The sequence below is a fragment of the Salmonella sp. SAL03688 genome (assembly GCF_046551895.1).
Taxonomy (GTDB): domain Bacteria; phylum Pseudomonadota; class Gammaproteobacteria; order Enterobacterales; family Enterobacteriaceae; genus Salmonella; species Salmonella enterica.
This window is the reverse complement of sequence record NZ_JBGDVI010000005.1, coordinates 110537-134117: the sequence shown is the minus strand read 5'-3', so window position 1 is coordinate 134117 and position 23581 is coordinate 110537. Positions and strand designations below refer to the sequence as shown.

General features: G+C 52.0%; 23 protein-coding genes. 9 read left to right on the top strand and 14 right to left on the bottom strand.

Going from position 1 to position 23581, the window contains the following annotated elements; translation table 11 throughout:
* Positions 1-147: 147 nt before the first annotated feature.
* From dmsD to ACLJR2_RS07075, 6 genes are all read right to left on the bottom strand, one after another.
* Complete coding sequence (dmsD, locus tag ACLJR2_RS07100) at positions 148-762, bottom strand: Tat proofreading chaperone DmsD (RefSeq protein WP_000206562.1); 615 nt, start codon at positions 760-762, stop codon at positions 148-150.
* 42 nt (positions 763-804) lie between these two features.
* The gene (locus tag ACLJR2_RS07095; protein ID WP_000534692.1) at positions 805-1662 is read right to left on the bottom strand and encodes a dimethyl sulfoxide reductase anchor subunit family protein; all 858 of its coding nucleotides are present in this window, start codon (positions 1660-1662) and stop codon (positions 805-807) included.
* Position 1663: 1 nt separating this feature from the next.
* A complete protein-coding gene (gene dmsB / locus ACLJR2_RS07090; RefSeq protein ID WP_000213062.1) occupies positions 1664-2281 on the bottom strand; it encodes a dimethylsulfoxide reductase iron-sulfur subunit DmsB in 618 nt (205 codons plus the stop codon).
* Between the two features lie 10 nt (positions 2282-2291).
* Entirely contained in the window at positions 2292-4727 is a 2436-nt protein-coding gene (gene ynfF, locus ACLJR2_RS07085) for a selenate/tellurate reductase subunit YnfF (RefSeq protein ID WP_000705282.1), read from the bottom strand.
* Between the two features lie 98 nt (positions 4728-4825).
* The gene (ynfE, locus tag ACLJR2_RS07080; protein WP_001117620.1) at positions 4826-7264 is read right to left on the bottom strand and encodes a selenate/tellurate reductase subunit YnfE; all 2439 of its coding nucleotides are present in this window, start codon (positions 7262-7264) and stop codon (positions 4826-4828) included.
* A gap of 156 nt (positions 7265-7420) precedes the next feature.
* Positions 7421-7729: a DUF1161 domain-containing protein gene (locus ACLJR2_RS07075; protein ID WP_000975516.1), complete on the bottom strand. Its 309-nt coding sequence runs from the start codon at positions 7727-7729 to the stop codon at positions 7421-7423.
* Between the two features lie 103 nt (positions 7730-7832).
* On the opposite strand from ACLJR2_RS07075, the gene ACLJR2_RS07070 reads away from it, so the two are divergent.
* The gene (locus ACLJR2_RS07070) at positions 7833-8543 is read left to right on the top strand and encodes a YnfC family lipoprotein (RefSeq protein ID WP_000743119.1); all 711 of its coding nucleotides are present in this window, start codon (positions 7833-7835) and stop codon (positions 8541-8543) included.
* Between the two features lie 40 nt (positions 8544-8583).
* On the opposite strand, the gene speG is transcribed toward ACLJR2_RS07070, so the two are convergent.
* Both speG and ACLJR2_RS07060 read right to left on the bottom strand, forming a co-directional pair.
* On the bottom strand, positions 8584-9144 hold the full coding sequence (speG, locus tag ACLJR2_RS07065) for a spermidine N1-acetyltransferase (protein WP_000199997.1): 561 nt from the start codon (positions 9142-9144) through the stop codon (positions 8584-8586).
* A gap of 35 nt (positions 9145-9179) precedes the next feature.
* A complete protein-coding gene (locus ACLJR2_RS07060) occupies positions 9180-9521 on the bottom strand; it encodes a DUF1283 family protein (RefSeq protein ID WP_001066440.1) in 342 nt (113 codons plus the stop codon).
* Positions 9522-9673: 152 nt separating this feature from the next.
* On the opposite strand from ACLJR2_RS07060, the gene ACLJR2_RS07055 reads away from it, so the two are divergent.
* The 5 genes from ACLJR2_RS07055 (at position 9674) to ACLJR2_RS07035 (ending at position 15408) form a co-directional block, all read left to right on the top strand.
* Positions 9674-10000, top strand: a complete 327-nt coding sequence (locus ACLJR2_RS07055) for a YnfA family protein (protein WP_000921389.1) — start codon at positions 9674-9676, stop codon at positions 9998-10000.
* Positions 10001-10120: 120 nt separating this feature from the next.
* Entirely contained in the window at positions 10121-11335 is a 1215-nt protein-coding gene (gene rspA / locus ACLJR2_RS07050) for a starvation-sensing protein RspA (protein ID WP_000706264.1), read from the top strand.
* Positions 11336-11345: 10 nt separating this feature from the next.
* Positions 11346-12365: a Zn-dependent oxidoreductase gene (locus ACLJR2_RS07045; RefSeq protein ID WP_000836494.1), complete on the top strand. Its 1020-nt coding sequence runs from the start codon at positions 11346-11348 to the stop codon at positions 12363-12365.
* 53 nt (positions 12366-12418) lie between these two features.
* The gene (locus tag ACLJR2_RS07040; RefSeq protein WP_000192118.1) at positions 12419-13798 is read left to right on the top strand and encodes an MFS transporter; all 1380 of its coding nucleotides are present in this window, start codon (positions 12419-12421) and stop codon (positions 13796-13798) included.
* Between the two features lie 143 nt (positions 13799-13941).
* A complete protein-coding gene (locus ACLJR2_RS07035) occupies positions 13942-15408 on the top strand; it encodes a mannitol dehydrogenase family protein (RefSeq protein ID WP_001534069.1) in 1467 nt (488 codons plus the stop codon).
* Between the two features lie 66 nt (positions 15409-15474).
* Here the strand turns inward: ACLJR2_RS07035 and ydfZ are convergent, their stop codons facing one another.
* The 3 genes from ydfZ to ydfG all read right to left on the bottom strand — a co-directional run bounded on the left by ydfZ (position 15475) and on the right by ydfG (position 17421).
* Complete coding sequence (gene ydfZ / locus ACLJR2_RS07030) at positions 15475-15678, bottom strand: putative selenium delivery protein YdfZ (RefSeq protein WP_000989267.1); 204 nt, start codon at positions 15676-15678, stop codon at positions 15475-15477.
* Between the two features lie 180 nt (positions 15679-15858).
* A complete protein-coding gene (locus ACLJR2_RS07025) occupies positions 15859-16545 on the bottom strand; it encodes a GntR family transcriptional regulator (RefSeq protein WP_000215562.1) in 687 nt (228 codons plus the stop codon).
* Positions 16546-16674: 129 nt separating this feature from the next.
* Positions 16675-17421 (bottom strand): bifunctional NADP-dependent 3-hydroxy acid dehydrogenase/3-hydroxypropionate dehydrogenase YdfG, encoded by a 747-nt coding sequence (ydfG, locus tag ACLJR2_RS07020; protein ID WP_000636563.1) that lies wholly within the window; start codon positions 17419-17421, stop codon positions 16675-16677.
* A gap of 138 nt (positions 17422-17559) precedes the next feature.
* Between ydfG and dcp the strand changes: the two genes are divergently transcribed.
* Positions 17560-19602, top strand: coding sequence for a peptidyl-dipeptidase Dcp (gene dcp / locus ACLJR2_RS07015; RefSeq protein ID WP_001534059.1), 2043 nt, complete (start codon positions 17560-17562; stop codon positions 19600-19602).
* Positions 19603-19946: 344 nt separating this feature from the next.
* Positions 19947-20129: a general stress protein gene (locus tag ACLJR2_RS07010; RefSeq protein WP_000807642.1), complete on the top strand. Its 183-nt coding sequence runs from the start codon at positions 19947-19949 to the stop codon at positions 20127-20129.
* A 118-nt stretch (positions 20130-20247) separates the two neighbouring features.
* Here ACLJR2_RS07010 and ACLJR2_RS07005 read toward each other — a convergent pair whose 3' ends face one another.
* Positions 20248-20775 (bottom strand): 2-oxo-tetronate isomerase, encoded by a 528-nt coding sequence (locus ACLJR2_RS07005; protein ID WP_001235357.1) that lies wholly within the window; start codon positions 20773-20775, stop codon positions 20248-20250.
* Positions 20776-21201: 426 nt separating this feature from the next.
* On the opposite strand from ACLJR2_RS07005, the gene ACLJR2_RS07000 reads away from it, so the two are divergent.
* A complete protein-coding gene (locus ACLJR2_RS07000) occupies positions 21202-21594 on the top strand; it encodes a YdeI family stress tolerance OB fold protein (RefSeq protein ID WP_000776350.1) in 393 nt (130 codons plus the stop codon).
* Between the two features lie 346 nt (positions 21595-21940).
* Here ACLJR2_RS07000 and mgtS read toward each other — a convergent pair whose 3' ends face one another.
* Entirely contained in the window at positions 21941-22036 is a 96-nt protein-coding gene (mgtS, locus tag ACLJR2_RS06995; protein ID WP_000901355.1) for a protein MgtS, read from the bottom strand.
* A gap of 246 nt (positions 22037-22282) precedes the next feature.
* The gene (gene ydeE / locus ACLJR2_RS06990) at positions 22283-23470 is read right to left on the bottom strand and encodes an efflux MFS transporter YdeE (protein WP_001068056.1); all 1188 of its coding nucleotides are present in this window, start codon (positions 23468-23470) and stop codon (positions 22283-22285) included.
* Between the last annotated feature and the right edge of the window lie 111 nt (positions 23471-23581).

The following is a 23581-nucleotide window of genomic DNA, read 5'->3' as shown; positions in this document are numbered from 1 at the left end:
TGCTTTGCCCTTATGCGGCTTAGCGTAAACATTCACGATAAAGAATTATCTTAAAAACAGATGCGTAGTGTGACGTTGTCACTTTTTGTAGATAAAAATAGGCCGCAATGGGAGAAAAGGCAGGTAAAATCCTGCCTTTTGTGGGGATTAACGGAATAACGGTTTTACAGCGACGGGAATAATGAGTTGAGCTTGCCATTGCGCCAGCGTCAGACGCGCCAGTTGCCCCAACGCCTGATAAAACGGATGCCCGGCATGATCGATAAATACGTCCAGAAAGCGGGACGACCACGGAAACAGATGCCAGGCCAGGAGTTGTTCGCATTCATGATGACGGCCATTCTCGGCAAGCCAGGCCGCCAGCAGCAACAGCGACCCAAAATGATCTTCTGGCTCGTTTTGCTGCATTTCAAACTGAATTCCGTTTTCGCGCATCCACTGACGTAGCGCCAATGTAGAATCGCCAAATAATACGCTCTCACGATCCAGCCAGACGGAACCCCACGGCGGAGACGGCAGAGCGTAAGGGCCGATAAACAGACGCTGCCAGGCCTGTGGCAACGACTCTTCGCTGTGGGTCTTAAACATAGCCGCCACAGGCGCAAGCGCCTCGGCATCAAGCGGCCACTGCGCCTGCCAGTCGTCGTTTAATAGCGCCTGGACCAGAGGAGCGGTTTCGTGGCTTTCCGGCGAATAATAAAACAACGCGCCAAGAACACGCGCCGTTACTGCAAAATCATCACGTTGTAAAAAAGTGGTCATTCAAACAATCCCGAAAGGTGCGGGTCGCCCCGCACGCATAAATTAATCTGCGACGGCCATACCTACGGTCATATGCAGGCCATAAAAAAGTCCGCGGCCAATAATTTCGCCTGCCAGCACCAGCACGACACCGAGCAGCAAACCAACGGTATGCGGTTCGCGGCGACGGATTAGCGGACATAGCCAGCAGCCTAATCCGGCAGCAAGCAAGACAATGCGCCAGACCTGTAGCATACCGTAATCCGGTGCGAGATGGCTGGCCTGTTGCACGGAACTGTGAATGGTTGAGAGAGACAGTCCTTGTAGTACGATGACCGTCACGCACACCACCAATGCCAGGCCGCTAATACTGGCAAACGTCACGCTGCAAAATGGGACGCGCGCGATGCGTAGCAGTAACGCCGCAAACACCGGGCCGCACAGGAATGCCGTGAGGAAAAAGGCCAGCGTGGTGTAGCCATTATACCAGGTTGGCACGGTATCTATCTGATAAACGAGCGTCATTGCCCAGATGAATGCAACGCCGAGCGCCATACTGACCAGCAGCCACGCTTTACCCAGCGCCGGGGGCATTTTACCGAGTACCGCCACCAGCCACCAGATGCCGCCTACGGCAAAGAACACCGATCCTGCGGCGATTTCATTACTCAGTGCGGAAGCGCCTACGCGGTTAAGCGAGTTAAACGCGCGCATCGGCGAGCCGAGATGCATAATCGACGCGAGGAATCCCAGTCCCATCACTAGCCACAGAAAAAACATGCTGCGCACGATGCGCTGACGGGCGATGGTATCGTCTTTTGCCGTCAGCCAGCCCAGTCCGCTAACGATTAACGCGCCGACCACGCACTGACCAAAGACCGTGAAGATCATCAACGGCCATTCATGCCATCCACTTCCCATCTTATACCTCCTTCGGATTGGCCAGATAACCGGTAGTGTCCCCGGTCGGGCGGCTGTTGGCGTTGGGTTTAATCACAATATTCGGCTTCGTGAAATGCGCGCGCGGCAACGGCGCGACGGCAGCCAGCTCTCCGTGTTTTTTACGCAGTTCGTCTATCGGGCCAAAGTCCAGCGCCCGCAGCGGGCAGGACTCCACGCAAATCGGCTTTTTGCCGTCGGCGACGCGATCATGACAGCCGTCGCACTTAGTCATATGACCTTTGGCGGCGTTGTACTGCGGCGCGCCGTACGGGCAGGCCATGTGGCAGTAGCGACAGCCGATACAGACCTCTTCGTTCACCACCACAAAACCGTCATCGCGCTTGTGCATCGCGCCGCTCGGGCAGACTTTGGTACAGGCCGGGTCTTCGCAGTGGTTGCATGAAATGGAGAGATAATAGGCAAAGACGTTCTGGTGCCAGACGCCGTTATCTTCCTGCCAGTCACCGCCCGCATACTCATAAATGCGGCGGAAGCTGACGTCGGGAGTGAGATCTTTGTAGTCCTTGCAGGCCAGTTCGCAGGTTTTGCAACCGGTGCAACGGCTGGAATCAATAAAAAATCCATACTGGGTTGTCATCGGTTACTCCTTACGCCTTTTCAACCTGAACAAGATTACTGTGTGACGGATTACCTTTCGCCAGTGGGGAAGGCCGGTGCGACGTCAGAATGTTAATGGAGCCGCCGCGATCGACTTTGTCGCCAAACATGTCGGCATTTAACCAGGCGCCCTGGCCGATAGCGGTGACGCCAGGCAATATGCGCGGCGTGACTTTTGCCGGAATGAGCATCTCTCCGTTCTGGTTAAAGACCCGCACGGTGTCGCCGTGCTGAATGCCGCGTGCTTGCGCATCAATCGGGTTGATCCAGATCTCCTGCGGACATGCCTGTTGCAGGACGTCGATATTGCCGTAGCTGGAGTGGGTACGCGCTTTATAGTGGAAGCCGGTTAGCTGTAGCGGGTAGCGCTGACGAAGCGGATCGTCCCAACCGTCAAAGCCTGGCGTATAGGCGGGTAAAGGATGGATAATCTCATCTTTCTTCAGCTCCCACGTGTTGGCGAGGGTTGCCAGACGCTCGGAATAGATTTCGATTTTACCGGACGGCGTTTTCAGTGGGTTGGCGGCAGGGTCTTCGCGGAAGGCGCGGAAAGCGACGTAGTGCTCCTCCGGGCATTTTTTCTTGAAAATCCCTGTTTGTTTCATCTCTTCGTAATCCGGCATTTCCGGGTTACGCGCTTTGGTTTTTGCGTGCAGGTATTTGACCCACTCATGCTGCGTGCGGCCTTCTGTGAAGGTCTGGTATACGTCCGGACCAAGCCGTTTAGCCACTTCACTGAGCGTCCAGTAAATGGGCTTTCTTTCAAATTTCGGCGAGGTGGCGGGCTGACCAAGAATGACATAGCCCATATTGCCTGCGGATTCGTGGGAAATCAGATCTTCCTGCTCGGTCGGCATTAAATCAGGCAGCAGAATGTCGCAATATTTTGCCGATGCGGTCATAAAGTGCTCGATGCCGACGATCATTTCACATTTACTGTCGTCCTGAAGCACCTCGTGGGTGTGGGCGATATCGCCATGCTGATTGATCAGCGTATTACTGGCGTAGCACCACAAAAATTTGATCGGCACGTCGAGCTTGTCTTTTCCCCGCACGCCGTCGCGTGTGGCGGTCATTTCCGCACCATGATCGATAGCGTCGGTCCAGGTAAAGACCGAAATCTGGGTTTTTACCGGGTTCTCCAGCATAGAAAACCATTCGACGCCCAGATCCCAGGTGCCTTCGCGCACGCCGGAATTACCGCCATTTATGCCGACGTTACCGGTGAGTACAGACAGCATGGCGATTGCGCGTGCGGTCTGCTCCCCGTTAGAGTGGCGTTGCGGTCCCCAGCCCTGGCAAATGTAAGCCGGTTTCGCCGAGCCGATTTCCCGCGCCAGTTGAATGATTTTTTCCGCCGGAATACTGGTAATCTGCGCGGCCCATTGCGGCGTTTTAGCAATACCGTCTTCGCCCTGACCCAAAATATAGGCTTTATAGTGCGCGTTACGCGGGGCCGAGGCGGGCAGAGTGGTTTCGTCGTAGCCGATGCAGTATTTATCCAGAAACGGTTTATCAATAAGATCTTCGGTAATCAGCACCCAGGCGATTGCCGCCGCCAGCGCGCCATCGGTACCCGGGCGAATCGGCAGCCACTCGTCTTCGCGGCCGGCAGCAGTGTCGTTATAACGCGGGTCAATCACGATCATCCTGGCGTTGGAGCGCTCGCGCGCCTGTTCGACATAGTATGTCACGCCGCCGCCGCTCATACGTGTTTCCGCGGGGTTATTGCCAAACATCACCACCAGTTTTGTATTGGCGATATCATCCGGACTGTTGCCGTCGTTGCCGCCGAACATATAGCTCATGGCCGCGCTGATTTGGGCGGTGCTGTAGCTACCGTAACGGCTGAGATAGCCGCCGCAGGCATTCATCAGGCGATACGGTACGTTAGAATTGGTAATATTGCCGCCGTCCACGCCGGTACCGTAAAGCACATGTACCGCTTCGTTGCCGTAGTCCTTGAGGATACGTTTCAGGTTATCGCCGATGGTATCCAACGCTTCATCCCAACTGATACGTTCGAATTTGCCTTCTCCTCGTTTACCAACGCGTTTCATCGGATATTTCAGGCGATCGGGATGATTCATCCGGCGACGAATAGAACGACCGCGCAGGCAGGCGCGTACCTGATGGTTGCCATATTCATCGTTGCCCGTGGTATCTGATTCAACCCAATATACGGTGTCATCTTTTACGTGCAGGCGCAGCAGGCAGCGGCTGCCGCAGTTAACGGTACATGAACTCCAGACCGCTTTTTCTGCCACATTGCCAGATGCGAGATCTGCTGCGGCGTGGGCGATGCGGGAGAACGGAAGGGTGAAAGCGCTACTGGCAAGCGCAAGGCTACCGATAGCGGAGGTTTTCACCAGGCTTCGTCGGCTGATACTGGCCGCCATTAATGCCTCAGGGTTGGTGATTTTCATAACAGCTCACTATGCTCATCCAAAAAAGAGTTTTAAATGTCGTTGTGTTCGCAAAACGGGGAGCTCCGGGCGCGTAAAAACGTCCCGGAGCAGGCGGCTTAGATTTTTTCGATTTCCACCAGATTTGTATGTTGAGGATTCCCTTTTGCCAGGGGGGAAGGACGCAGCGTCGTGAGCGTATTGATGCAGGCGCCGTGGTCAATTTTATCGCCAGCCATATCCGCATTATGCCATGCGCCCTGACCCATCGCGCTGACGCCCGGCAGAATACGCGGCGTGACTTTGGCGGGTAGACGCACCTCTCCACGATCGTTAAAGACGCGAACCTTATCGCCATTCGCGATACCGCGTTTTTGCGCATCGAGCGGATTTATCCACACCTCCTGGCGACAGGCGGCCTGCAGAACATCAATATTGCCGTAGCTTGAATGGGTACGGGATTTATAGTGAAAGCCAAACAGCTGTAGCGGGAAGGTGTTCCGCTTCGGATCGTCCCATCCTTCAAAAGTAGGGGTATAAATCGGCAGTGGGCTTATCACGTCGCCTTCCGCCAGCTCCCAGGTACTGGCGATATGAGCGAGTTTGCTTGAGTAGATTTCGATTTTACCGGACGGCGTTTTTAACGGATTGGCCTGCGGATCTTCACGAAATTTTTTATAGGCGACAAAATGGCCGTTGGGATCTTTGCGTTTATAGATGCCCATTTTTTTCAGCTCGTCATACGCGGGCAATGCCGGATCTCTTGCCTGCATTTTGGCGTACAGATATTGCAGCCATTGCGCCTGGGTACGGCCTTCGGTAAACCGCTGATACACATCGTCGCCGAGGCGTCTGGCGATTTCGCTGAGTACCCAGTAGATGGGCTTGCGCTCGAACTTAGGCGTCGTCGCCGGTTGGATAAAAATCAGATATCCCATATTGCCGGCGTAATCATTGGGGATGATATCTTCCTGTTCGACGGTCATGAGATCCGGCAGTAAAATATCGGCGTACTTCGCGGAAGAGGTCATAAAGTTGTCGATGACCACAATCATTTCGCATTTCGCTTCATCCTGAAGAATTTCATGGGTTTTATTAATATCCGAATGCTGATTAATCAGGGTGTTGCCAGCGTAGTTCCATAGAAATTTGATCGGGACATCCAGCTTATCTTTGCCGCGTACGCCGTCGCGCAGGGCGGTCATTTCCGGGCCGCGCGCAATGGCGTCCGTCCAGCTAAAGCAGGAGATGGCGGTTTTAACGGGATTCTCCAGGACCGGCAGACGTTCAATGGTAATGGTGTAAGTGGATTCGCGTGCGCCGCTATTACCGCCATGAATGCCGACGTTGCCGGTCAGAATCGGTAACATGGCGATGGCGCGAGCGGTTTGTTCGCCGTTCGCCTGACGCTGCGGGCCCCAACCCTGACAGATGTAGGCCGGCTTGACGCTACCTATCTCGCGCGCCAGTTTGATAATTCGATCGGCGGGGATGCCGGTAATGTGTGACGCCCACTGCGGCGTTTTGGCGATACCGTCCTCGCCCTGGCCCAAAATATAAGCCTTATAATGACCATTGGGGGGCGCGTCAGCCGGAAGGGTCTTTTCATCGTAGCCGATGCAATAGTTGTCGAGAAAAGGCTGGTCAACGAGATTTTCGTTAATCAATACCCAGGCAATTCCCGCCACCAGCGCGGCGTCGGTGCCGGGGCGAATAGGTATCCACTCGTCTTCACGTCCGGCAGCGGTATCGGTATAGCGCGGATCTATCACGATCATGCGCGCATTTGAGCGTTCACGCGCTTGCTCCAGAAACCAGGTAATGCCGCCGCCGCTCATGCGTGTTTCAGCCGGATTATTGCCGAACATGACCACCAGTTTACTGTTTTCGATATCAGATGTGCTGTTGCCGTCGTTGGAGCCATAGGTGTAGGGCATGGCGCAAGAAATTTGCGCGGTACTGTATGAGCCGTATTGATTCAACGAACCGCCGTAGCAGTTCATCAAACGCTTCACCGGCGAGGCGGCAGGCGACGAGCGGGTTATGTTGCCGCCTACGATGCCGGATGAATAGTGGATATAAACGGCTTCATTGCCGTAGGTCTCTACGGTCTTTTTCAGGCTGGCGCTAATGGTGTCCAGTGCTTCCTGCCAGCTAATGCGTTCAAATTTGCCTTCGCCGCGGCGGCCAACGCGTTTCATGGGATAGTTAAGGCGATCCGGATGGTTAATGCGCCGACGGATTGAACGGCCCCGCAGACAGGCGCGAACCTGATGATTGCCGTAGACATCGTCGCCAGTATTATCAGTTTCAACCCACCAGACTTCATTATCTTTTACATGCAGACGCAGGGCGCAGCGACTGCCGCAGTTGACCGAACAGGCGCCCCAGACGATTTTATCTTCTTCGTTGCGCATGGCCTGCTGCACCGCCGCGGTCGCGGTACGCATCCCAAACGGTAAAGATACGCCTCCGGCAGCCAGCGCCAGTGAGCCAAGCGCCGCTGATTTCACTAACGTCCTGCGGCTAACGCCTGTTTGTTGCTTTTCTCCGGGCATCACTCACTCCATTGTCGTTATTATTTCGCTATATATTGATAACTATAACGAAATTATTAACATGCTAATGATGTAATGAGTTTACCCCTTTGGGAGTAAGGATTATTAATCCATGTCAAAGAGCGTTACCCTCCGGACCCGGAGGGCAGGAGGAGGTTATTGCGGTTCGGCGGATGAACCGTCCTGAGCGGGAGAGGTATTGGCTGGCGCATTGCCGCTGCTGGTGCGGGTATAAAGAATTTTATGCGTATCGTTCGCGCAATGGCCCACCACCTGTGAGTCCGGCTGATCGGCCTGGTCGTTAGGAACGATAGTGAGCGTAAAATTATCCGCCGGCACGCCGTTATTGATGATACGTTGTTCAATATCGCTTTTTACTCTCTCGCACGATCCCGGTGCCGCCATCACCAGCGAGGGGGCGCTGACTAACGCCAGAGCGGCTATTGCAGTTGCGATTTTCATCATGAACTCCTGTGATTAATGACGATGTTCTAAGCTTAGCATTTTTCGTGTAAATAACTGTATTTGCTAATATGATGATGAATATCTTTTCATCCTGGTGATACGTGTGAAGAAACCCCTTTTACTGACGTTATTGTGCATGATACTGGCAGGTTGTGATAATCCGAAATCCCTTGAGTCTTTTACGCCGGAAATGGCCAGTTTTTCGAACGAATTTGATTTTGATCCATTACGTGGTCCGGTAAAGGATTTCAGCCAGACATTGATGAGTGAGAATGGCGAAGTGGCGAAGCAGGTCACCGGTACGCTTTCACAGGAAGGCTGTTTTGATACGCTTGAGTTACACGATCTGGAGAATAATACGGGGCTGGCGCTTGTGCTGGATGCCAATTATTACCGGGATGCTCAGACGCTGGAAAAAAAAGTGCAGTTACAGGGGAAGTGCCAGCTGGCGGCGTTGCCTTCGGCGGGCGTGACCTGGGAAACGGACGACAACGGTTTTGTGGTATCGGCGACGGGCAAAGAGATGAAGGTCGAGTACCGCTATGATAGCGAAGGCTATCCGTTAGGTAAGACAACCATAAACTCGCAGAATACGCTCTCTGTGACGGCAAAACCCTCCGCAGACCCGCGTAAAAAGCTGGATTACACGGCAGTCAGCCGGGTGGATGATCGACAGGTCGGCAACGTCACACAGAACTGCGAATATGATGCGTACGCGAACCCTGTTGACTGCCGGCTTGTTATCGTCGATGAGAGCGTTAAGCCGGCAGTGTCCCACCATTACACCATTAAAAATCGTATCGATTACTACTAAACCGGGCGCGGTGCGATTCTCCGTGACTGCCGCGCCGCGTTTACTGCGCGGTGGGTTTCAGGAGCGTAGAACCGGACGTTTTATGTTCATCCAGATACTGCTGCTGGAAGATACACATGCGGATGGTGTTACGGTATTCTCCGTTAATGAAGAACTCATGAATCAGCTCGCCTTCTACTCTAAACCCGAGTTTACGGTAGATGTGAATCGCTTTTTCATTCTCTTTATCGACGATCAAATACAATTTATAGAGATTGAGTACGGTAAATCCGTAATCCATCGCCAGTTTGGCCGCGCGTGACGCCAGGCCTTTTCCCTGGTACTCCGGCGAAATAATAATCTGAAATTCCGCCCGCCGATGCACATGGTTAATTTCCACCAGTTCTACCAGCCCGGCGTTTTCACCATCGCATTCGACGACAAAGCGCCGTTCGCTTTGGTCGTGGATGTGTTTGTCGTAGAGATCCGACAGTTCGACAAAAGCCTCATACGGCTCTTCAAACCAGTAACGCATAACGCTGGCATTATTATCAAGCTGGTGGACAAATCGTAAATCTTCACGCTCAAGCGGGCGCAGTCTGACCTTGTAGTCACTTGTCATACTGTATCCTTACACTTCCTTTTAGTTATCCTGCATCAGGGCGTAATAACGCGACCTGTACGACGATCCAGACACCGCAGCGTATTGGGTTCCCAATAGGCGTTGATGTTGGCGCTTTGCTCGCATTTATCGCGGTTATCAAAGGCGGCATCGGCTTTGTCCCACTCTTTTTCTGCGCGGGTATTCACTTTCTGACGCAGACTGCGAGTGTCGTTCCATTGTTCCTTTTCCATCGCCGCTTCCTGACGACTTTGTGCGCTATCTCCCGATTCAATCACCAGTTTACTGGTTTCAGCGAATGCGGAAGTAGTATATACAACGGCCGCCAACGTAAGCATTGCCGTCAGGCACAGGCGTTTGCTCAGCGTATTGTTCATCACAACATCCTTTCATTAGAGGGGAAAAAGCGGTAAACCACCTGTAAATTCTACACCAATCCTTATGCCTGGCATATACACAAGAATGGCCGGATAACCGTAACGATATTCTGTTGTATTATCACTTATCATTTCGTAACCAAATGAATCTCATGCTAAAGACGACTCTGCTTTTCTTTGTCACCGCCCTCTGTGAAATCATTGGATGTTTTCTTCCCTGGCTATGGCTTAAGCGCGGCGCCAGCGTGTGGTGGCTTCTGCCCGCCGCCGCGTCACTTGCGTTATTCGTCTGGCTTTTGACCTTGCATCCGGCGGCGAGTGGGCGGGTTTATGCGGCTTACGGTGGGGTATATGTCTGTACTGCGCTCCTGTGGTTACGTGTTGTCGATGGCGTCCGGCTCACGGTTTATGACTGGTGCGGCGCGCTGATCGCGCTGTGTGGAATGCTGATTATCGTCGTCGGATGGGGACGTACGTAACATTGCCGCGGACCAGAACATTTTGTGATCTGGCAGCGCTTTTTACATCAATATACTTGTATGGTAGTAGCTCAGTTGGGTAAATTTCCTGCATCCCATAATGCGATGTAAGGAATAAAAATGAAGATTGTAGGGGCTGAAGTTTTTGTTACGTGTCCAGGGCGTAACTTCGTCACCTTAAAGATAACCACGGAAGACGGGATCACCGGTCTGGGGGATGCCACCCTGAACGGACGCGAGCTCCCGGTGGCCTCGTACCTTACCGATCACCTGTGCCCACAGCTCATCGGGCGGGATGCTCGCCGCATCGAAGATATCTGGCAGTTCTTCTACAAAGGCGCGTACTGGCGCCGTGGCCCTGTCACCATGTCCGCCATTTCCGCGGTTGATATGGCGCTATGGGATATTAAAGCCAAAGCCGCCAATATGCCGTTGTATCAGTTACTCGGCGGCGCTTCGCGTGAAGGCGTCATGGTGTATTGCCATACCACAGGCCACACTATCGACGATGTGCTGGAAGACTACGCGCGTCATAAAGAGCAAGGGTTCAAAGCAATCCGCGTGCAGTGCGGCGTTCCGGGGATGAAAACCACCTACGGCATGGCGAAAGGCAAGGGGCTGGCCTATGAGCCCGCGACAAAAGGCCAGTGGCCGGAAGAACAATTGTGGTCAACGGAAAAGTATCTCGATTTTACGCCAAAGCTGTTTGACGCCGTGCGTAATACGTTCGGTTTTAATGAACATCTTCTGCACGATATGCATCACCGACTGACGCCTATTGAGGCTGCCCGCTTTGGCAAATGTATTGAAGACTATCGTTTGTTCTGGATGGAAGATCCGACGCCGGCTGAAAATCAGGCGTGCTTCCGCCTCATCCGCCAGCATACGGTCACGCCGATTGCCGTAGGCGAAGTCTTTAACAGTATCTGGGATTGCAAACAGCTCATTGAAGAGCAATTGATTGACTATATCCGCACCACGCTTACCCATGCCGGTGGTATTACCGGGATGCGCCGCATTGCCGATTTTGCCTCGCTCTACCAGGTGCGTACCGGTTCGCATGGGCCGTCCGATCTGTCGCCGGTTTGTATGGCCGCTGCATTACATTTCGACCTGTGGGTGCCTAACTTTGGTGTGCAGGAGTTTATGGGCTACTCCGAACAGATGCTGGAGGTTTTCCCGCATAACTGGACGTTCGAGGGCGGCTATATGCATCCGGGCGACAAGCCAGGACTGGGCATTGAGTTCGATGAAAAACTGGCGGCGAAATATCCGTACGATCCAGCCTATTTGCCGGTGGCCCGCCTGGAAGACGGCACACTGTGGAACTGGTAAGGAGCGAAAAATGAAAAGCATCGTAATCGAAAAACCGAATACATTAACTATCGAAACGCGCGCGCTTCCGCAGCCTGCGCCGGGTGAAGTTCGCATTAAAGTGAAACTGGCGGGTATCTGCGGTTCCGACAGTCATATTTATCGGGGACATAATCCCTTTGCAAAATATCCCCGTGTCATAGGCCATGAATTTTTCGGTGTCATCGACGCGGTAGGCGACAACGTCAATCGCGACCGGATAGGAGAACGGGTATCCGTCGATCCGGTGATCAGTTGCGGGCATTGTTACCCTTGTTCAGTCGGTAAACCCAATGTGTGTACCTCGCTGGTGGTGCTGGGCGTGCATCGTGACGGCGGTTTCAGCGAGTATGCGGTGGCGCCGGCCCGTAATGCTCATCGCATACCGGACAACATCGCAGATCATCATGCCGTCATGGTTGAGCCGTTTACCATTGCGGCAAATGTGACGGGGCAGGTGAATCCAACCGAGCAGGACGTGGCGCTTATCTATGGCGCTGGCCCGATGGGACTGACGACCGTACAGGCGCTGAAGGGGGTTTATCAGGTTAAAACGGTCATAGTCGTTGATCGCATTGAAGAGCGTTTAGCGATGGCGAAGCAGAGCGGCGCTGACTGGACCCTCAATAATGGTCAACATTCACTGGCGGAATTTCTACAGCAGAAGGCGCTAAAGCCGACCTTGATTGTCGATGCCGCCTGTCATCCCGCTATCCTGCAAGAGGCGATTACCCTTGCATCGCCTGCGGCACGCATTGTCCTGATGGGATTTTCCAGCGACCCGTGTGAGATTGTACAGCAGGGTATTACCGGAAAAGAGCTGGCTATTTATTCATCGCGTCTTAATGCCAATAAATTCCCGGTCGTGATTGACTGGCTGAATAAAGGGCTTATTGATCCGGATAAGCTGATAACGCATACATTTGATTATCAACATGTCACCGACGCGATTGAGCTTTTCGAGAAAGACCAGCGTCAATGCTGCAAAGTCTTACTCACGTTTGCGAAATAATATAAATAATTGCGAGTAAGTGGTACGCATCTTACCTCTTAGAGATTGCCTATATGACACAAATAAAGCATGAACGATCGACTCAGGATTTAGTGCGCGCTGCCGTATCTGGCTGGTTAGGCACCGCGCTTGAATTTATGGATTTTCAGTTATATTCACTAGGCGCGGCTCTGGTCTTCCATGAGATATTTTTTCCGGAACAGTCTGCCGCGATGGCGCTTATTCTGGCAATGGGCACCTATGGTGCAGGTTATATAGCCAGAATTATCGGCGCCTTTGTTTTTGGTAAAATGGGCGACCGCATCGGACGAAAAAAAGTATTGTTTATTACCATCACCATGATGGGGATCTGCACCACGCTGATTGGCGTACTGCCGACGTATGCGCAAATCGGCATTTTTGCGCCAGTATTACTGGTGACATTGCGAATTATACAGGGGTTGGGCGCCGGGGCGGAAATTTCCGGCGCGGGTACCATGCTGGCCGAGTATGCGCCGAAAGGAAAGCGTGGCATCATTTCCTCGCTGGTCGCGATGGGCACCAACTGCGGTACGTTGAGCGCGACGGCGATCTGGGCGGTGATGTTCTTTGCGCTTGAACGCGAACAACTGATCGCCTGGGGATGGCGTATTCCTTTCCTGGCGAGCGTCGTTGTCATGATATTCGCGATCTGGCTGCGAATGAATCTGAAAGAAAGTCCGGTATTCGAAAAAGTAAGCGAAGGCGAAAAATCGCCAGCGTTAACGCCTGCGTCAGAAAATACATTGGGCGCGATGTTTACCAGCAAATCTTTCTGGCTGGCCACCGGTTTACGTTTTGGGCAGGCGGGGAATTCCGGGCTTATTCAAACCTTCCTTGCCGGATATTTAGTTCAGACGTTATTATTTAACAAATCTATCCCAACCGATGCGTTAATGATAAGTTCCGTAATTGGTTTTATCACTATCCCACTCTTGGGGTGGTTGTCCGATAAATACGGTCGTCGGCTGCCGTATATAATATTGAATATCTCCGCGATTATTCTCGCCTGGCCGATGCTGTCTATTGTGGTAGATAAAACGTATAGCCCTGGCGTAATTATGGCGGCGCTCATTGTTATTCATAACTTTGCCGTGCTGGGATTATTTGCGCTGGAAAACATCACCATGGCGGAAATTTTCGGATCGCGTAATCGCTTCACCCGGATGGCGATTTCAAAAGAGGCAGGAGGCCTGGTGGCGGTTGGCTTTGGCCCTGTTCTTGCGGGGATCTTTTGTAACATGACCGATTCCTGGCTGCCCATCTTAATTATGCTGGTGCTCTACTCGTGTATTGGTCTGATTTCTGCGCTGTTGATGCCGGAGGTCAGAGATCGCGACCTGAGTTTGCCTGAGGATGCGGCGGAAGCGACAGCGGCAGAGAAGTTACGCCACTCCGCAACCCAGACGAGTTAAATCGTGTCGACGGTATGGCCGGAACGCTAATGCGGTTTCGGCCATGCTGTCCGGTCACTTTTGTTTAATTAGCGTAAATCCAAATGCACCAGGGCAGGCGTTACCCTGCGACTGCTCCGCTTTCAGAATATAGAGGTTATAAAATGCAAAACAGGCTTTTATCGGCAAAGGCGACGCTTCCTGATTACGATCGCGCGGCGCTGGCGGCGCGGATGGTCCATCTCGGTTTTGGCGCGTTTCATCGCGCGCATCAGGGGGTTTATACAGATATTCTGGCTGCGGAGCAGCATAGCGACTGGGGCTATTATGAGGTTAATCTTATTGGCGGCGAACAGCAGATTGCCGATCTAAAGCAGCAGGATAACCTCTATACAGTGGCGGAGATGTCGGCGGAAGCCTGGACGGCGCGTGTGGTGGGCGTCGTCAAAGCGGCGTTGCATGTTCAGGTTGATGGTCTGGAACGTGTGCTGGCGGCGATGTGCGAACCGCAAATAGCGATTGTGTCTCTGACCATTACCGAGAAAGGGTATTGTCATTCGCCAGCCACGGGCCAACTTCTGCTGGAACATCCCATGATTGCCGCCGACCTGCAAAATCCGCATCAACCGCTAACGGCACCGGGTATTATTGTCGAAGCGTTAGCGCGTCGTAAAGCCGCAGGCTTACCGGCATTTACCGTGATGTCCTGCGACAACATGCCGGAAAATGGGCATGTGACGCGTCAGGTTGTGACGGCTTACGCCCGGGAGGTGGATGCGGAACTGGCGATATGGATCGAGCAAAACGTGACATTTCCGTCAACCATGGTTGATCGGATTGTCCCTGCGGTCACGCCGGAGACGCTGGATAAAATCGAACAACTGACCGGCGTGCGCGATCCGGCGGGCGTCGCCTGCGAACCGTTTCGTCAGTGGGTGATAGAAGATACGTTTGTGGCGGGGCGTCCGCAGTGGGAAAACGCGGACGCGACGTTGGTCGCCGACGTGGTTCCGTTTGAAGAGATGAAACTGCGAATGCTTAACGGCAGTCATTCATTCCTGGCTTATCTGGGGTATCTTGCCGGCTATCAGCATATTAATGACTGCATGGCTGACGACAACTATCGTCTGACCGCGCAGGCGTTAATGTTACGCGAGCAGGCGCCAACGCTGAAAGTCCAGGGGGTAGATTTACAGCGTTATGCCGATCAGTTGATTGCGCGTTACTGTAATCCGGCGCTGCGTCATCGTACCTGGCAGATTGCGATGGATGGTAGCCAGAAACTTCCGCAGCGTATGCTGGACTCCGTTCGCTGGCATCTTGCTAATCATAGCGATTTTGATTTGCTGGCGCTGGGCGTGGCGGGGTGGATGCGTTACGTTGGCGGCGTGGATGAACAGGGCAAGGCCATCGACATTAGCGATCCGCTATTGCCGGTTATTCAGCGCGCCGTGGCAAACAGTGAAGAAGGCGCCAGTCGTGTTAAGGCGCTGCTGGGAATGGCTGAAATTTTCGGCAACGATTTGCCGCAGGCGGCGCGGTTTACGCAAAAAGTGCAAGAAGCCTATGACAGTTTACTGACATATGGCGCGAAAGCGAGCGTGGCGAAATATGCCGAGCGGTTGAAGTAGCGCAACAGAGACCCGGTAGCATTATGCTACCGGGAAGGCCGGAGCGGTTCTTAGCGGCCAGTGGTATCAGTTCATGCCAAGACGAATCAGTTCGACCGGCGCGAATTTACCTTCACAACCTTCGACAATCACCGTTTTGCCGCGGCGAATTTGACCTGCATCCAGACCTTCGCTCTCAATGGCTTTGATAATCCCGGTATGACCCGTGCCGCTTATCATGACCCGGCTACCGGTAGTGATTGCGTTACGGTTACGATCGTATGTCATCATGGTGTTTTCTCCTTTCAAACTTACTGCCAAAGCCCGCAGGTTTCCCCGCATGACGGGCGACATATAAATACGCTTATCGTTGCGGATTTTTTTTGTTTTTGATCAAGCTCACGGCTTTTTAGGCGGGAATGTGCAGGGTGAGAAAGCGGAGAAGGCGTCTCACCCTGACGTTAAAGGGGGTTAGTCTTCGCTAAACCAGCCGCTGTTTTCCTGACGGATAAGCTGAACGGATTCGCTAATTTCCTGCAAATGCTGGGTCATTGCGCTCTCAACCGCATTGCCGTCACGATTTTCCAGCGCGGAGAAAATATCATGGTGCTGGCGCAACAACATCTCCGGCGGAGAAACATGATCCAGACTCATATAGCGAACCCGGTCGATTGTCGCTTTGATATTTTCAATGGTATCCCACGCTAACTGGCAATCGGCGATCTGCGCCAGCTTTTGGTGGAAATCGTCATCAAGCTGGAAAAAATCATCAATCTGTTTGCGCTCGATGGCAATATGTTGCAGGTGCAGGTTTTGCGCCAGTTGATAGCACTGGTTGTCGGTGATCATCGCCGCCGCACGGCGGACCACCGCGCATTCGATTGCCTGCCGAACAAAGCAGCCATTCTGTACCTGAGAAAGCGAAATCTTATTCACATAACTACCGCGCTGAGGGCGGATCTGAATCAACCCATTTTCCGCCAGCTTTATAAAAGCCTCGCGCACCGGTTGACGCGAAACGTTAAAACGGGTTGAGACCTCTTTTTCTGATAGCGGCGTGCCAGGCGGGATCAGGCAATGCACGATATCACGCCGAAGAATACGGTAAATTTGCTGGTTGACAGGCTGTGTAGGGTTAAGCTGCGTTTCGACGGTCATTCATTCTTACTTTTTAGGCGGTTGACCCGGATACTCTACCACTTTTCCGTGGTGGTCTATACCGATCATGTTCTTGGTTGCAGATACGTTTGCCAGGGATTACCCGGCCCGCAGACCGGGTATAACCCCTTAGCTACGGTGGACGCAGAGCCCTGCGAAGGATTGGGTAACAGGCATCATTTCAACGGTATTAATATTCACATGCGCGGGGAGTGTGGCCACCCACCATACCGCTTCGGTAATGTCTTCTGGCGTGAGCGCGGTGGTATTTTCGTAGGTTTTACCCGCTTTCTCATCGTCGCCTTTGAAACGGACGCTGGAAAACTCGGTACCGCCAACCAGACCCGGTTCAATGTCGGTCACGCGAACCGCCGTGCCGTGTAAATCCGTGCGCAAATTCAGGCTAAACTGGCGCACAAAGGCTTTCGTCGCGCCATAGACGTTGCCACCAGCATAAGGCCAACTGCCGGCGGTTGAACCGATGTTAATGATATGACCGCGATTACGTTCGACCATTCCTGGCAGCACGGCGCGGGTCATATAAATTAAGCCTTTATTATTAGTATCGATCATAGTTTCCCAGTCTTCTACGCTGGCTTTATGCGCCGGTTCAAGACCCAGCGCCAGACCGGCGTTATTGACCAGCACATCAATATCGCGCCACTGCGCAGGCAGAGAGGCCATCATCTCTTCGATGGCCGCGCGGTTGCGCACGTCCAGTTGGGCGGTCAATACGTTCTCGCCAAGCTCATCTTTTAACGCTTGCAGGCGTTCATGACGACGTCCCGTGGCAATGACTTTATGTCCATTCTCAACAAAACGGCGTGCAATGCACTCGCCAAACCCTGCGGTTGCTCCAGTTACTAAAACGATCATCACACAGTTCCTCAACGCTTTTTGTGTTGTATTACCATAGCACGCGGCGTTTATGAAAGGGTAATCCTGGTTAACACGGTTGCGGTCAGCATAGGGGGAAGCTTACTCTTATGATCAACCTATTTTCAGGAGTGAAAAATGTCGACGAATCCTTTGTTAGACCAGAGTATGTTGCCTTATCAGGCACCGCGTTTTGATCGGATCAAAGATTGCCATTATCGTCCTGCTTTTGATGAGGGCGTGCGGCAAAAACGCGTGGAAATCGAGGCCATCGTCAATCATCCGGCGGCCCCTGATTTTACGAATACGCTTCTGGCGCTGGAGCAAAGCGGGGCGCTTCTGTCACGCGTCACCAGCGTTTTTTTCGCGATGACGGCCGCGCACACTAACGATGAACTCCAGCGGTTGGATGAGGTCTTTTCTGCCGAGCTGGCGGCGCTCTCCAACGATATTTATCTGAATAGCGCGTTATTCGCTCGCGTGGATGCCGTCTGGCAACAGCGTCACTCACTGGGGCTGGATGATGAGTCGCTACGGTTGGTCGATGTGATCCATCAGCGTTTTGTGTTGGCAGGCGCGCAGCTTGCCGAAGAGGATAAAGCGCGGCTGAAAGTATTGAATACTGAATCCGCGACCTTAATGAGTCAGTTTAATCAGCGTCTGCTGGCGGCAAGTAAAGCGGGCGGGCTGGCGGTCGATGACGCGCATTGCCTGGCAGGATTAAGCCCGGAAGAAATGACCGTCGCTGCTGAAGCGGCGCGTGAAAAAGGCCTGGAGGAGCGCTGGTTCATTCCGCTCCTTAATACGACGCAACAGCCTGCGCTTGCTACGCTGCGCGATCGCCAGACCCGCGAAAATTTATTCGCAGCGTCATGGACTCGGGCGGAAAAAGGAGATGCCCACGATACCCGCGCTATCGTTCAGCGTCTGGTAGAGATTCGTCGCTGTCAGGCAAAACTGCTGGGTTTCCCCAATTATGCCGCATGGAAAATGGCCGATCAGATGGCGAAAACGCCGCAAGCCGCACTGAGCTTTATGCGTGGCATTGTGCCGCCAGCGCGTCAGCGTGTACTCAATGAACAGGCGGAAATTCAGAACGTCATTGACGGTGAGCAGGGCGGCTACACCGTTCAGGCCTGGGACTGGATGTTCTATGCCGAACAGGTACGGCGGGAAAAATATGCGTTAGATGAAGCGCAACTGAAGCCCTATTTTGCCTTAAATACGGTCTTGCAAGAAGGGGTTTTCTGGACCGCCAACCAGCTATTCGGCATCACCTTCGTCGAGCGTTTTGACATTCCGGTGTATCACCCTGATGTTCGGGTATGGGAGATTTTCGATTCCGATGGTGTCGGCATGGCGTTATTTTATGGCGACTTCTTCGCGCGGGACTCGAAAAGCGGCGGCGCGTGGATGGGGAATTTTGTCGAGCAATCCACACTCAATGAAACCCGGCCCGTTATATACAATGTTTGTAACTATCAGAAACCGGTTGATGGGCAGCCTGCATTACTGCTTTGGGACGACGTTATTACGCTCTTCCATGAGTTTGGTCATACGTTACATGGTTTGTTTGCCGTCCAGCGCTATGCCACGCTTTCAGGTACCAATACGCCCCGCGACTTTGTCGAGTTTCCCTCCCAGATTAATGAGCATTGGGCGAGCCATCCACGCGTGTTCGAACGCTACGCGCGTCATGTCGACAGCGGTGAAAAAATGCCCGCTGATTTACAGGAAAAAATGCGCAAGGCGAGTTTATTTAATAAAGGTTACGATATGACTGAATTGCTCGGCGCCGCATTGCTGGATATGCGCTGGCATATGCTGGAGGAGAGCGTAGCAGAGCAGTCTGTCGCTGAGTTCGAGCAGCAGGCGCTGGCCGCCGAGCATCTTGATTTACCGGCAGTTCCGCCCCGCTATCGCAGCAGTTATTTTGCCCATATCTTCGGCGGCGGCTACGCAGCGGGATACTACGCCTACCTGTGGACGCAAATGTTAGCGGATGACGGTTATCAATGGTTTGTAGAGCAGGGCGGCCTGACGCGTGAAAACGGGCAACGTTTTCGTGATGCTATCCTTTCCCGGGGGAATAGTACTGATTTAGAAACGCTTTATTCAGCCTGGCGTGGACATGAACCGCATATTGACCCCATGTTGCAATATCGTGGGCTCGATCGGTAAGCTGATACGGTTGTTCGGCACTGTCGAACAACCACCTGAAAATGAATCCTGCACTTCTGATGACAGCCAGTTAAATTTATGGGGTTAAATTGTCTGAATATAAAGAGGGCGTGCATTCGGATTTTTCTACTTATTTCCCCGTGGTGGCTTGATTGCCAAAGATTTATTACCGCTTCGCTGTTGATGTTTTCAAAAAATATATTTTCCGCTATGTGGTGGTATTATGTAAATAATGCAGAAATGAATTTGACACTGCGCACAGGGCGACTAGATTTAGAACTGTATCACATGATATGAGAAGACATATCATATTTAAAACGCAACATCATCATGAGGATTATATTATGGCAGAACATCGCGGCGGTTCCGGTAATTTTGCAGAAGATAAAGAGAAAGCCTCAGAAGCAGGTCGTAAAGGCGGCCAGCATAGCGGTGGGAACTTTAAAAACGACCCACAGCGTGCATCTGAAGCGGGTAAAAAAGGTGGCCAGAACAGCCACAGTGGCGGACGGAAATCCGGCAATTAATTTTACTCCTGATATTTCGTAAATATATTCTGAAATATTGCGCATACGATGCGGGCCATAGGCTCGCATTTTTTATTCTGACCGGGAGTTATTCTGACCGGTCAGATGAAATTATTGTTTATGCTTTCTTCGTTAACAGAAAAAGCAATTCAGCGAGGGCGAAGCGTACGCATTTTTCCAATACTTCCTGACAATCTCCGTTGAAATGTTGTCGGCTTGTAAAAGTTGTATTGTTAATATTCCAGGCAAACCAAACTGTGCCCGCCGGCGTGCCATCTTCGCCGCCTTCCGGACCGCCATAGCCGCTGATCGCTATGCTGATATTGACCTCAGCCTGATCCTTAGCGCCCTGTGCCATTTCAGTAACGACCGCTTCGCTGACGGCGGTATGTTCGGCAAGGCTGTGGCGTTGTACGCGTAAGATTTTTGCTTTGGCTTCATCAGTAAAGGTGACATAACCCACACCGTAAAATGAGGGCGTATCTTCTGCTGCGCACAATGCTGAAGCCAGTTTCCCGCCAGTGCAGGATTCTGCAGTGGTCAGACGGAGTTTCTGGTTAACCAGTAAATCACCAAGTTTTTTTGTCAGGCTATCGACGGATTCGGCTTCATCAAGGGTGACAATATCGTGCTGTTCTAATCTCATCGTTTATTTTTCCGTTACAGAGACAAATGAAATCTGTTCGTTCTTCTCAAGTATGGCATATTTATTTTATGACATTGTCAGTGAATGATTATTTTATCCAGTTACCAACAAACCCGCTGTTGCATAACTTGCTTACTTTCTTGCGGCGATGACTGTCATTGATTATGCGTAAGGCCATTATCCTCAAAAAATAAAGCCGATTATTCTGAATTGCTATCCAGATGTTGATGCATATGACTTCAGCTATGTGGCAAGTTCTCTATTACGCCGTTACGCTTTCGCGCTCACCGGCGCTGATGTCGGTTGCATATTAATCCGGATGGGTTGATTTTATTGCTTAATATTCTGTGGGTAAATTCATGTTTGTAAAAACTAAAAATAGCGGCCAGACTTAATACGTCAAATAGACGTTATTAAGGAGAGAGCATGAAACTACAGGTGGCTGCATTTTTAAGTTTTCTGATAATGCCTTACGCGCTAGCGGATGATCAAGGGGGATTAAAAAAAGACGTGGCACCGCCGCCGCCTCATGCTATTGAGGATGGTTATCGTGGTACGGATGATGCAGAAAAAATGACCATCGAACAGGCAAAAACCCTGCATGATGGCGCGACCGTTTCGCTGCGCGGCAACCTTATTGATCATAAAGGCGACGATCGCTATGTATTTCGTGATAAATCCGGCGAGATTAACGTGATAATTCCTTCCACCGTATTTGATGGGCGGGAAGTTCAGCCGGATCAAATGATCAACATTAACGGTAGTCTGGACAAGAAAGCGAAGGAACCGCTTGTTCGCGTGAACCGACTGCAAAAATAACGCGCGCTAACCGGCAATATCCAGGTCAGCCATACGGGGCATGCGGCTGGCCTGATACCATGGGTCTTGTAAAAGCGCCTGGGGGACAAAAGGTCCCATAATGTCTTATTCAGGTCTGGTTGCGTATCGTTTAAGCTTCATTGATATTGACGGTGCTACAGTCGTTAGCGATCCGTTATCCTCGCAAGAATTTGCCCGGTAGCGTATAAGCAAAACACAAATCTATCCATGCAAGCATTTACCGCTGGTGAACCGGCGGTTTTTTTTGCCTGCCATCCAGACAAAAGCGGCCCCTTGCGCAACGATGCAGCAAGGGGCCGGCTCTGCGAGGGATTATCTCCGTTCATTAATCATCCCATTTGTGACTGAACCAGGCTGCCAGAAATCCGGAAAATAAAATAATTCCTAATACAACGATAAAAAGGTTAATATTGCCTAACATCTCGTTTCTCCTTATTTTAGCGTGCATCCTCTTTTTTTAAAACCTCGTACAGACTATAGTACTAATTTATACTTAAGCAAAGTCTGAATTGCGTATTTATTTTACTGGAAGGGTAAAGCATTAGAATATTTTCGTCAGCGCCCAGGAATATTCCTGAATTATCGCAGTGACAGCAGATAATTAGCCTGCAATATATAGGGTTAACCCGGTGCGCCAGAAACGGCGCACATCACTGGCTGCAGATAATTAGCAGGTGATAGCCTGTTGCGTAGGGGTAATCCGCATTCCTTTTAACATCAGTGCCCAGGCGAACACAATGGCGATTATCAGGACAACGAAAAGCGACCAGGCGGGAAGCGTCGTCAGGATGACGCCGCTGGCCAGCGGGTTTACCGCCGCACCCAGCCAGCCCAGCGATTGCGCTGAAAAATAGCTGGCTTTCATCCCGGCAGGCGCAATGTTGTCAATTAACATATATTCGCCGGGGGCATAAATAATTTCGCCAATCGTGAATACTGCCGCTGAAAGCCCCCAAAAAAACAGATTGTCGCCTGAAAAAATAAATCCGATGAGCCCGGCGATAAAAAAGACGGTGCCGGTCGTCATCATTGGTCGAATATTGACGGCGGTAAGTCGACGGCCCACGGCGTATTGCAAACTGACCACAATAACCGCATTAACCGGCAGGACGACGGCTACCACTTTTTCCGCGAAGCCGCTATCGGCAACGACCATAACGTACTGTGAAATACAGGACGCAAAGGCGCCCCCCACAAAGGAGGCCAGAAATGCCGAAAGCGTAAACCACAATAATGCTTTGTCACGCAGCAGAACGGAGGGAGACCAGATAGCGGCATTTTTCCCCTCGCTGGCGGCAACCGATCGTGTCACCCATACCTGAATAAAGACCAGCGGGAATGCGGAACAGATGGCGGCAAGCCAGAAGGGTAAATTGATGCTTTGCATCACCAGCAGCGTGCCGAGCGGCGGGCCAACCGTCCAGCCGATATTGAGTACGGTATAGTTGAGCGAAAAAATCCGTGTTTTTGTTGTCGCGGTGAGATTATCGGCGAACCAGGCCTTCAGGACGGTAGAAAAAACCGAATAGGCGCAGTTAATAAGCGCAAAAAGCAGGACAACCAGTACGACATTATGCACCATTGGGATGGCGATAAATCCGCAGGCGAAGGCGATAATCGCGAGTAACATGTAGCGCTTTTTATCAAACTTGTCCGCCAGAATCCCAAAGCCAAGACTAAAGACGACGCCAATCGTTAACGCGCTGGTCAGCGCGTAGCCAATCAGATCCACGCCTAAACCGTACTGACGGTTAAGATAGATGGTCATAAAGGGGAGCGTGGCACCGCGTCCAATTGTCAATAACAGCGATGAGGCGAGTAGAGCCAACGTCGAACGTCTCAATCCTGGATTCATTTTTCCTGCCTGAAATGGAGGTTACGTATCGGGACGTTTTAATCTACCGTGCCCGCAAAAGCATGATGTTTATACGCTATAGCGTAGTCTTAACATACCATAACGCAGGAT

Bases quoted from the DNA above. Each gene is read 5' to 3' on its own strand.
- ACLJR2_RS07035 (WP_001534069.1), top strand. From the start codon at position 13,942: ATGCAAAACAGGCTTTTATCGGCAAAGGCGACGCTTCCTGATTACGAT.
- ACLJR2_RS07000 (WP_000776350.1), top strand. From the start codon at position 21,202: ATGAAACTACAGGTGGCTGCATTTTTAAGTTTTCTGATAATGCCTTAC.
- ACLJR2_RS07075 (WP_000975516.1), bottom strand. From the start codon at position 7,729: ATGATGAAAATCGCAACTGCAATAGCCGCTCTGGCGTTAGTCAGCGCC.
- ydfG (WP_000636563.1), bottom strand. From the start codon at position 17,421: ATGATCGTTTTAGTAACTGGAGCAACCGCAGGGTTTGGCGAGTGCATT.
- ACLJR2_RS07095 (WP_000534692.1), bottom strand. From the start codon at position 1,662: ATGGGAAGTGGATGGCATGAATGGCCGTTGATGATCTTCACGGTCTTT.
- ynfE (WP_001117620.1), bottom strand. From the start codon at position 7,264: ATGCCCGGAGAAAAGCAACAAACAGGCGTTAGCCGCAGGACGTTAGTG.
- ynfF (WP_000705282.1), bottom strand. From the start codon at position 4,727: ATGAAAATCACCAACCCTGAGGCATTAATGGCGGCCAGTATCAGCCGA.
- speG (WP_000199997.1), bottom strand. From the start codon at position 9,144: ATGACAAGTGACTACAAGGTCAGACTGCGCCCGCTTGAGCGTGAAGAT.
- ACLJR2_RS07025 (WP_000215562.1), bottom strand. From the start codon at position 16,545: ATGACCGTCGAAACGCAGCTTAACCCTACACAGCCTGTCAACCAGCAA.
- ACLJR2_RS07055 (WP_000921389.1), top strand. From the start codon at position 9,674: ATGCTAAAGACGACTCTGCTTTTCTTTGTCACCGCCCTCTGTGAAATC.
- rspA (WP_000706264.1), top strand. From the start codon at position 10,121: ATGAAGATTGTAGGGGCTGAAGTTTTTGTTACGTGTCCAGGGCGTAAC.
- dmsB (WP_000213062.1), bottom strand. From the start codon at position 2,281: ATGACAACCCAGTATGGATTTTTTATTGATTCCAGCCGTTGCACCGGT.
- ACLJR2_RS07010 (WP_000807642.1), top strand. From the start codon at position 19,947: ATGGCAGAACATCGCGGCGGTTCCGGTAATTTTGCAGAAGATAAAGAG.
- ydfZ (WP_000989267.1), bottom strand. From the start codon at position 15,678: ATGATGACATACGATCGTAACCGTAACGCAATCACTACCGGTAGCCGG.
- ACLJR2_RS07045 (WP_000836494.1), top strand. From the start codon at position 11,346: ATGAAAAGCATCGTAATCGAAAAACCGAATACATTAACTATCGAAACG.
- mgtS (WP_000901355.1), bottom strand. From the start codon at position 22,036: ATGTTAGGCAATATTAACCTTTTTATCGTTGTATTAGGAATTATTTTA.
- ACLJR2_RS07060 (WP_001066440.1), bottom strand. From the start codon at position 9,521: ATGAACAATACGCTGAGCAAACGCCTGTGCCTGACGGCAATGCTTACG.
- ACLJR2_RS07005 (WP_001235357.1), bottom strand. From the start codon at position 20,775: ATGAGATTAGAACAGCACGATATTGTCACCCTTGATGAAGCCGAATCC.
- dcp (WP_001534059.1), top strand. From the start codon at position 17,560: ATGTCGACGAATCCTTTGTTAGACCAGAGTATGTTGCCTTATCAGGCA.
- ACLJR2_RS07040 (WP_000192118.1), top strand. From the start codon at position 12,419: ATGACACAAATAAAGCATGAACGATCGACTCAGGATTTAGTGCGCGCT.
- ydeE (WP_001068056.1), bottom strand. From the start codon at position 23,470: ATGAATCCAGGATTGAGACGTTCGACGTTGGCTCTACTCGCCTCATCG.
- dmsD (WP_000206562.1), bottom strand. From the start codon at position 762: ATGACCACTTTTTTACAACGTGATGATTTTGCAGTAACGGCGCGTGTT.